The sequence below is a fragment of the Streptomyces sp. NPDC042638 genome, from assembly GCF_040647235.1.
Taxonomy (GTDB): domain Bacteria; phylum Actinomycetota; class Actinomycetes; order Streptomycetales; family Streptomycetaceae; genus Streptomyces; species Streptomyces rameus.
In genome coordinates, this window is record NZ_JBEZBT010000029.1 from 89542 (window position 1) to 95871 (window position 6330).

General features: G+C 72.0%; 8 protein-coding genes. 5 read left to right on the forward strand and 3 right to left on the reverse strand.

The window, feature by feature from the left end:
* Window positions 1-100 precede the first annotated feature (100 nt).
* Entirely contained in the window at window positions 101-829 is a 729-nt protein-coding gene (locus AB0B40_RS23020; RefSeq protein ID WP_345049099.1) for a molybdopterin-dependent oxidoreductase, read from the forward strand.
* Window positions 813-1439 carry a cytochrome b/b6 domain-containing protein gene (locus tag AB0B40_RS23025; protein ID WP_345049104.1) on the forward strand — a complete coding sequence of 209 codons (627 nt, stop codon included), beginning with the start codon at window positions 813-815 and terminating at the stop codon, window positions 1437-1439. Before AB0B40_RS23020 ends, AB0B40_RS23025 begins: the two co-directional genes overlap by 17 nt.
* A gap of 128 nt (window positions 1440-1567) precedes the next feature.
* On the opposite strand, the gene AB0B40_RS23030 is transcribed toward AB0B40_RS23025, so the two are convergent.
* Together AB0B40_RS23030 and AB0B40_RS23035 are read right to left on the reverse strand one after the other, a co-directional pair.
* The gene (locus AB0B40_RS23030) at window positions 1568-2965 is read right to left on the reverse strand and encodes a gluconate:H+ symporter (protein WP_345049109.1); all 1398 of its coding nucleotides are present in this window, start codon (window positions 2963-2965) and stop codon (window positions 1568-1570) included.
* 38 nt (window positions 2966-3003) lie between these two features.
* Window positions 3004-3531 carry a gluconokinase gene (locus tag AB0B40_RS23035; RefSeq protein ID WP_345049112.1) on the reverse strand — a complete coding sequence of 176 codons (528 nt, stop codon included), beginning with the start codon at window positions 3529-3531 and terminating at the stop codon, window positions 3004-3006.
* 140 nt (window positions 3532-3671) lie between these two features.
* Here AB0B40_RS23035 and AB0B40_RS23040 point away from each other — a divergent pair, with 140 nt between their 5' ends.
* Window positions 3672-4373, forward strand: coding sequence for an FCD domain-containing protein (locus AB0B40_RS23040; RefSeq protein ID WP_345049117.1), 702 nt, complete (start codon window positions 3672-3674; stop codon window positions 4371-4373).
* Between the two features lie 66 nt (window positions 4374-4439).
* Here AB0B40_RS23040 and AB0B40_RS23045 read toward each other — a convergent pair whose 3' ends face one another.
* The gene (locus AB0B40_RS23045; protein ID WP_362265291.1) at window positions 4440-4814 is read right to left on the reverse strand and encodes a YchJ family protein; all 375 of its coding nucleotides are present in this window, start codon (window positions 4812-4814) and stop codon (window positions 4440-4442) included.
* Window positions 4815-4927: 113 nt separating this feature from the next.
* Between AB0B40_RS23045 and AB0B40_RS23050 the strand changes: the two genes are divergently transcribed.
* On the forward strand, window positions 4928-5239 hold the full coding sequence (locus tag AB0B40_RS23050) for a dsRBD fold-containing protein (RefSeq protein WP_345049126.1): 312 nt from the start codon (window positions 4928-4930) through the stop codon (window positions 5237-5239).
* A gap of 12 nt (window positions 5240-5251) precedes the next feature.
* Window positions 5252-6330, forward strand: a 1079-nt coding sequence (locus AB0B40_RS23055; RefSeq protein WP_362265293.1) for a phosphoribosyltransferase, incomplete at its 3' end; no start/stop codon positions are given.

Below are 6330 nucleotides of genomic sequence, written 5' to 3' on the forward strand. Positions count from 1 at the left end.
ACGCGGTCCCCCTCGACGTCCGCGAGAAAGTGGTTACGGAATTCTGACCGGCGACCCGATTCCCTGGCCCCGGGCGGTCTCCGAGTGCTCGAATGAACGCGTGAACTCCGAACGATCCGAGGAACAGGACGGCCGGCCCGTCGGCCGCCGCGTCTTCCTCGGCACCCTCGGCCTCGGCGCGCTGGGCGTGCTCGCCGCGCCGACGCTGCAACGCGGCGTCGAAGGCTTCCTCGGCGGCGTCGCGGGCAAGGACCCCACCGGCCTGACCGGCCTGCTGCCCAACGGCGGCGGCTTCCGCTACTACTCCGTCGCCGCCTCCGTCCCGCACCGGACGGCCGCGGACTACCGCCTCACCATCGACGGCCTGGTGGACCGCCCCCGCGGCTACACCCTCGCCGAGCTGCGGGCCCTGCCGCAGACCCGGCTGGTCAGGGACGTCCAGTGCGTCACCGGCTGGCGGGTCCCGGGCACCCCCTTCCAGGGCGTACGGCTCTCCCGCCTGCTGGACGCGGCGGGCGTCCGCCCGTCCGCCAAGGCCGTCCGCTTCACCTGCTTCGACGGCACCTACAGCGAGAGCCTCACCCTGGAGCAGGCCCGCCGGCCGGACGTCCTCGTCGCCCTGCGCATGCAGGACAAGGACATCGGCCACGACCACGGCGGTCCCGTCCGCCTCTACGTCGCCCCCATGTACTTCTACAAGTCGGCCAAGTGGCTCTCCGGCATCACCCTCACCGACCGGGTGGAACCCGGTTACTGGGAGGACCTCGGCTACGACGTCGACGCCTGGGTCGGCCGCTCGAACGGACGGACGGATGACCCTACGAGCTGAGACCCCGGCCCCGCCGAGCGCCGGTGTGCACCGCTTCACCCGGGCCGAACGGTGGGTGCACCGTGGCACGGCCGCGCTGATGGGCGTGTGCGTGGTGACCGCGGCCTTCCTCTACATCCCGCAGCTGGCGGTCATGGTGGGCCGCCGGGAACTGGTCGTCCGGGTCCACGAGTACGCGGGCCTCGCCCTGCCGGTGCCGGTGCTGCTGGGCCTCGCCTCCCGCGCCTTCCGGGGCGACCTGCGCTTCCTCAACCGCTTCGGCCCGCACGACCGGGTCTGGCTGCGCGCCGCCCTGCGCCGCGACAGGCGGTACTCCGCCCGCCCGGCGGGCAAGTTCAACGCCGGGCAGAAGATCTACGCCGCCTGGATCGCCGGTGCCACCCTGGTCATGCTCGGCACGGGGCTGATGATGTGGTTCACCCACCTCACCCCGCTGATGTGGCGCACCTCGGCGACCTTCGTCCACGACTGGCTGTCCCTGACGATCGGCGTGGTCCTGGCGGGCCACATCGGCATGGCCCTGGGCGACCCGGAGGCGCGGCGGGGCCTGCGCACAGGAACGGTGAGCGAGGAGTGGGCCCGCAGGGAACACCCCCTGTGGCGCCCGTGACCCCCGTACCCAGGCCGCCCGCCGCACCCCTCAGAACTCCAGCAGCACCTTGCACGACAGCAGATGTTGACGATCTTGCCGCGCCGCTGATGTCGAAGAGGGGGCGAGCCGTCGTCGCCGTGACGCTCCTAGAGCACGAGGGAGAGCAGCAGGACCAGGCCGCCGGCGACCACGGAGATGATCGTCTCCATCAGCGACCAGGTCTTGACGGTCTGTCCGACGCTCAGCCCGAAGTACTCCTTCACCAGCCAGAAACCGGCGTCGTTGACATGGCTGAAGAAGAGCGAGCCCGCGCCGATCGCGAGGACGAGGAGCGCCGTGTGGGTGGTCGACATGTCGGCCGCGAGCGGCGCGACCAGGCCGGCCGCCGAGACCGTCGCCACCGTCGCCGAGCCGGTCGCCAGCCGGATCGCCACCGCGATCAGCCAGGCCAGCAGCAGCGCCGGGATCGACCAGTCCTTGGAGACGTCCAGGATCATCTGGCCCACGCCGGAGTCGATCAGCGTCTGCTTGAAGCCGCCGCCCGCGCCGACGATCAGCAGGATGCCGGCGATGGGCATCAGGCCCTTCTCGACGGTCTGCTGGAGCCGGTCCCTGGTGAAGCCGGCGGCCCGGCCCAGCGTGAAGAAGCCGACGAGCACGGCGGCCAGCAGCGCGATCAGCGGGGAACCGACGACGTCGAAGACCCGCTGGGTCCTGTCGGCGGGGTCGTCGACGACGATGTCCACCAGGGCCTTGGCCAGCATCAGCACCACCGGCAGCAGCACGGTGGCGAGGGTGGCGCCGAAGCCGGGACGGCGCTCCAGCTCGTCCGAGGCGCGCTGCGGCAGCATCCGGTCGGGCGCCGGGACGTCCACCCAGCGGGCCGCGACCTTCGAGAACAGCGGACCGGCGATGATCACGGTCGGGATGGCGACCACGATGCCGAGTGCCAGGGTCACGCCCAGGTTGGCCTTGACCGCGTCGATCGCGACCAGCGGGCCGGGGTGCGGCGGGATCAGGCCGTGCATCACGGACAGGCCGGCCAGTGCCGGGATGCCGATGCGCATCAGGGAGTAGTTGCCGCGCTTGGCGACCATGAGCACGACCGGGATCAGCAGCACGATGCCGACCTCGAAGAACAGCGGCAGACCGATCACGGAGGCGATGAGCACCATCGCCCACGGCATGGCGCGTCCTGAGGCCCTGGCGAGGATCGTGTCGACGATCTGGTCGGCACCACCGGAGTCGGCGAGCAGTTTGCCCAGGATCGCCCCGAGCGCGATCAGGACACCCACGCCGGCCACCGTGCTGCCGAGCCCGGTGGTGAAGCTGGTGATGGCCTTGTCGAGCGGCGCTCCGGCGACCGCTCCGAGGACCAGTGACCCGATGGTCAGGGCCAGGAAGGCATGGAGTTTGAACTTGGTGATGAGCAGGACGATGACGGCGATGCCCACCAGGACGGCGATGCCCAGCTGGGCGTGCCCGGCGGAGGTGATCGGCGCAGGCGCGTCCGCTGCCAGCATCTCGACGCTGAGTCTGGTCACGGGGTTTCCTTGCGGTTACGGGGATCTTCTGACGGGCGCTACCGGGAGCTGCCCGCGGTGTCGGGAAGGGCTGCGAGGGCCTGCACGGCACGCTCGGTGATCTCCTCGGGGCCGCCGCTGACGTCCACGGCGACTCCCGCCTCGTCCGGCTGGAGCGGCTGGAGGGTGGCGAACTGGGAGTCCAGCAGCGCGGTGGGCATGAAGTGACCCTGCCGCTGGGACATCCGCTCCTCGATCAGCCGCCGGTCACCCGTGAGGTGCAGGAACACCACCCCGGGGGCCACGGCCCTGAGCCGGTCGCGGTACGAGCGCTTCAGCGCCGAGCTGCTGACCACCCCGCCCAGCCCGGCCCGGCCGTGCGCCCAGTGCCCGATGGCCTCCAGCCACGGCCACCGGTCGGCGTCGTCGAGCGGGATCCCGGCCGACATCTTGTCGATGTTGGCCTGGGGGTGGAAGTCGTCGCCCTCGGCGTACGGGACGCCCAGCCGCGCGGCGAGCAAGGGACCGATCGTCGTCTTGCCCGTCCCCGCGACGCCCATCACGACGACGACCTGGGGGGTTCGCATCACTGCCTCGCTGTCTTCCTCGACATCCGACGCCACTGCGGCGTCGCCACACTGAAACCCATTAGGTACGACTAATTCAAGAGTGTGTGACATATAAGTCTGACTTTTTGTCGCTGTGACGCAGGCCGTACGCTGAGTGCATGAGCACACGGGGCCGGGGGCTGCACGGTCATGTTCTGGACACCCTCGGCCCCGCGATCACAGCGGGCGAGTACCCGCCCGGCAGCGTTCTGCGGACGGACGAACTCGCCCAGCACTTCGAGGTGTCACGCTCCGTGATGCGCGAGGCGGTGCGCGTGCTCGAATCCATGCACCTGGTGGAGTCCCGCCGCCGCGTCGGCGTCACGGTCCGCCCCAAGGCGGAGTGGAACGTCTACGACCCGCAGGTCATCCGCTGGCGCCTGGCGGGCGCCGACCGCCCGCACCAGCTGCGCTCGCTCACCGTGCTGCGTTCCGCGGTCGAACCCGTCGCGGCGGGCCTGGCCGCGCAGCACGCCACCGCCGAGCAGTGCGCCGAACTCACCGAGTGCGCGCTCGGCATGGTGGCCAACTCACGCGGCCACCGGCTGGAGCAGTACCTGGTCCACGACGTCGCCTTCCACCGGGTCGTGCTCAACGCCTCGGGCAACGAGATGTTCGCCCGCCTCGGCGACGTCGTCGCCGAGGTCCTGACCGGCCGCACCCAGCACGAGGTCATGTTCGAGGACCCCGACCCGGCGGCCGTGACCCTGCACGTACGCGTGGCCGAGGCGGTCCGCGCCCGCGACGCGGCCCGCGCCGAGGAACTGACCCGGCAGATCACCACGGGCGCCCTCCACGAACTGGACATCCTGGCGCCCTAGTCCGGATCGGTCCGCCCTGGTCCGGATCGGTCCACGCTGCTCCGGATCGGTCCGCCGTGGTCCGGCTCAGTCCAGGAACTCCCCGTCCACGTAGACCCACGCCCCGGCCACCCGCTCGAAGCGGCTCCGCTCGTGCAGCGAGCCGCCCCGGTAGGAGGCGCGGAAGGTGACCGTGCCCGTCGCGTGGAACGCGGACCCGTCGGTGGTGTCCAGGATCTCCAGGCCCGTCCACCTCGTCCGGGGATCGAGGTCCAGCCGCGCCGGCCGGGTCCGAGGATGCCAGGTGCGCAGCAGATACCCCGCGTCCCCCCTCACGAACGCGCTGTACCGCGAGCGCATCAGCAGCTCGGCGGTCGGCGCGCCCGCCGGACCCGCGTGGAAACGGCCGCAGCAGGCGTCGTAGGGCCGGGGCAGCCCACAGGGGCAGGTGCGCGAGGTCATGGCCACATTCTGCCCGCACCAGGGGAGGCGTCCGCCACGGGCCGGGTGCACAGTGGAAGAGCCTGAAGGGGCGCGCCCTGCCGGGATCGCGACGCTGGGAGGCGAGAGGGACGATGACCCGACCCGTGAGCAGCCGTCCTCCGGCCGTCAAGGAGTGGCGGCTCAACCTGTACCTGTCCGAGCACGATCCGGACACCACCGCCCGGATCATCCTGGACACCGGGGACAACGTCCTGGAGAGCCACGCGGAGGCCCGCCGCAACCCCTATGACGAGGCGATGCCGGACATCGGCGACGAACTCGCCGCCGGGCGCGCCCTGATCGCCATGGGCCGCATGCTGCTGCGCGCGGCCGACGGCGACATGAAGGCGACGGGAGCGGCCGACACCGACGGCCCGGCGCCGCTCTGGCTGCCGCGCGAGTGAAGGAGCCCCGCCGTGCACTTCAGGAACCGCCTCGAAGCGGGCCGGCGGCTCAGTACCCGCCTTGAGCACCTCAGGGGCCAGGACGTGGTGGTGCTCGGACTGCCCAGGGGAGGGGTGCCGGTCGCCGCCGTGATCGCCGAGGCACTCGACGCGCCCCTCGACATCTGCCTGGTGCGGAAGCTGGGCGTGCCGTACCAGCCCGAACTGGGGATGGGCGCGATCGCCGAGGACGGCCTGCGCGTGATCAACCAGGAGATGCTGCGCGGCACCGGAGTCAGCGAGACGGACCTCGCCCGGGTCGAGGAACGCGAGCGGCAGATTTTGCTGGAACGAGCCGCCCGCTACCGCGGCGAGGCGCCCCGCGTCTCCGTCGCCGGCCGCACCGCCCTGGTCGTGGACGACGGAGTCGCCACCGGATCCACCGCCCGGGCCGCCTGCCGCATCACCCGGGCCCGCGGCGCGGCCCGCATCGTGCTGGCGGTCCCCGTGGCCCCACGGGACTTCGCCCGGCGACTGGGCGCGGACGCCGACGAACTGGTCTGCCTCGACACCCCGTGGGACTTCGCCGCGGTCGGCCAGTTCTACGCCGACTTCACCCAGGTCGACGACGAGGAGGTCACCGCCTGCCTGCGCCGGGCCGCGAGTCGCCACCGGAGCACGGCCGGCGCCCGCCCCGCCGACCGGGAGGTGACGGTGACGGCCGACGGCGTGCGGCTGGGCGGGCGGCTCACCCTGCCCGACGCCGCCACCGGCGTCGTGGTCTTCGCCCACGGCAGCGGCAGCAGCCGGCACAGTACACGCAACCGGTTCGTGGCCGAGGGACTGCGCCGGGCCGGCCTCGGCACCCTGCTGTTCGACCTGCTCACCGACGAGGAGGAGGCCGACCGGGGCAACGTCTTCGACATCGCGCTGCTGGCCGGCCGACTGCTGGCCGCCACCCGACGGCTGCGCGAGGAACCCGACGCCGAGGGGCTCGCCATCGGCTACTTCGGCGCCAGCACCGGCGCCGCCGCCGCCCTGTGGGCCGCCGCCGACCCCCGGCATTCCGCAAGGTTCCTTCAAAATCCGGAGAGGGCTGCGCCGACCACACC

What these genes read in the sequence shown, in the direction of transcription:
- AB0B40_RS23025 (WP_345049104.1), top strand. Translation starts at nt 813, where the DNA reads ATGACCCTACGAGCTGAGACCCCGGCCCCGCCGAGCGCCGGTGTGCAC.
- AB0B40_RS23035 (WP_345049112.1), bottom strand. Translation starts at nt 3,531, where the DNA reads ATGCGAACCCCCCAGGTCGTCGTCGTGATGGGCGTCGCGGGGACGGGC.
- AB0B40_RS23040 (WP_345049117.1), top strand. Translation starts at nt 3,672, where the DNA reads ATGAGCACACGGGGCCGGGGGCTGCACGGTCATGTTCTGGACACCCTC.
- AB0B40_RS23045 (WP_362265291.1), bottom strand. Translation starts at nt 4,814, where the DNA reads ATGACCTCGCGCACCTGCCCCTGTGGGCTGCCCCGGCCCTACGACGCC.
- AB0B40_RS23050 (WP_345049126.1), top strand. Translation starts at nt 4,928, where the DNA reads ATGACCCGACCCGTGAGCAGCCGTCCTCCGGCCGTCAAGGAGTGGCGG.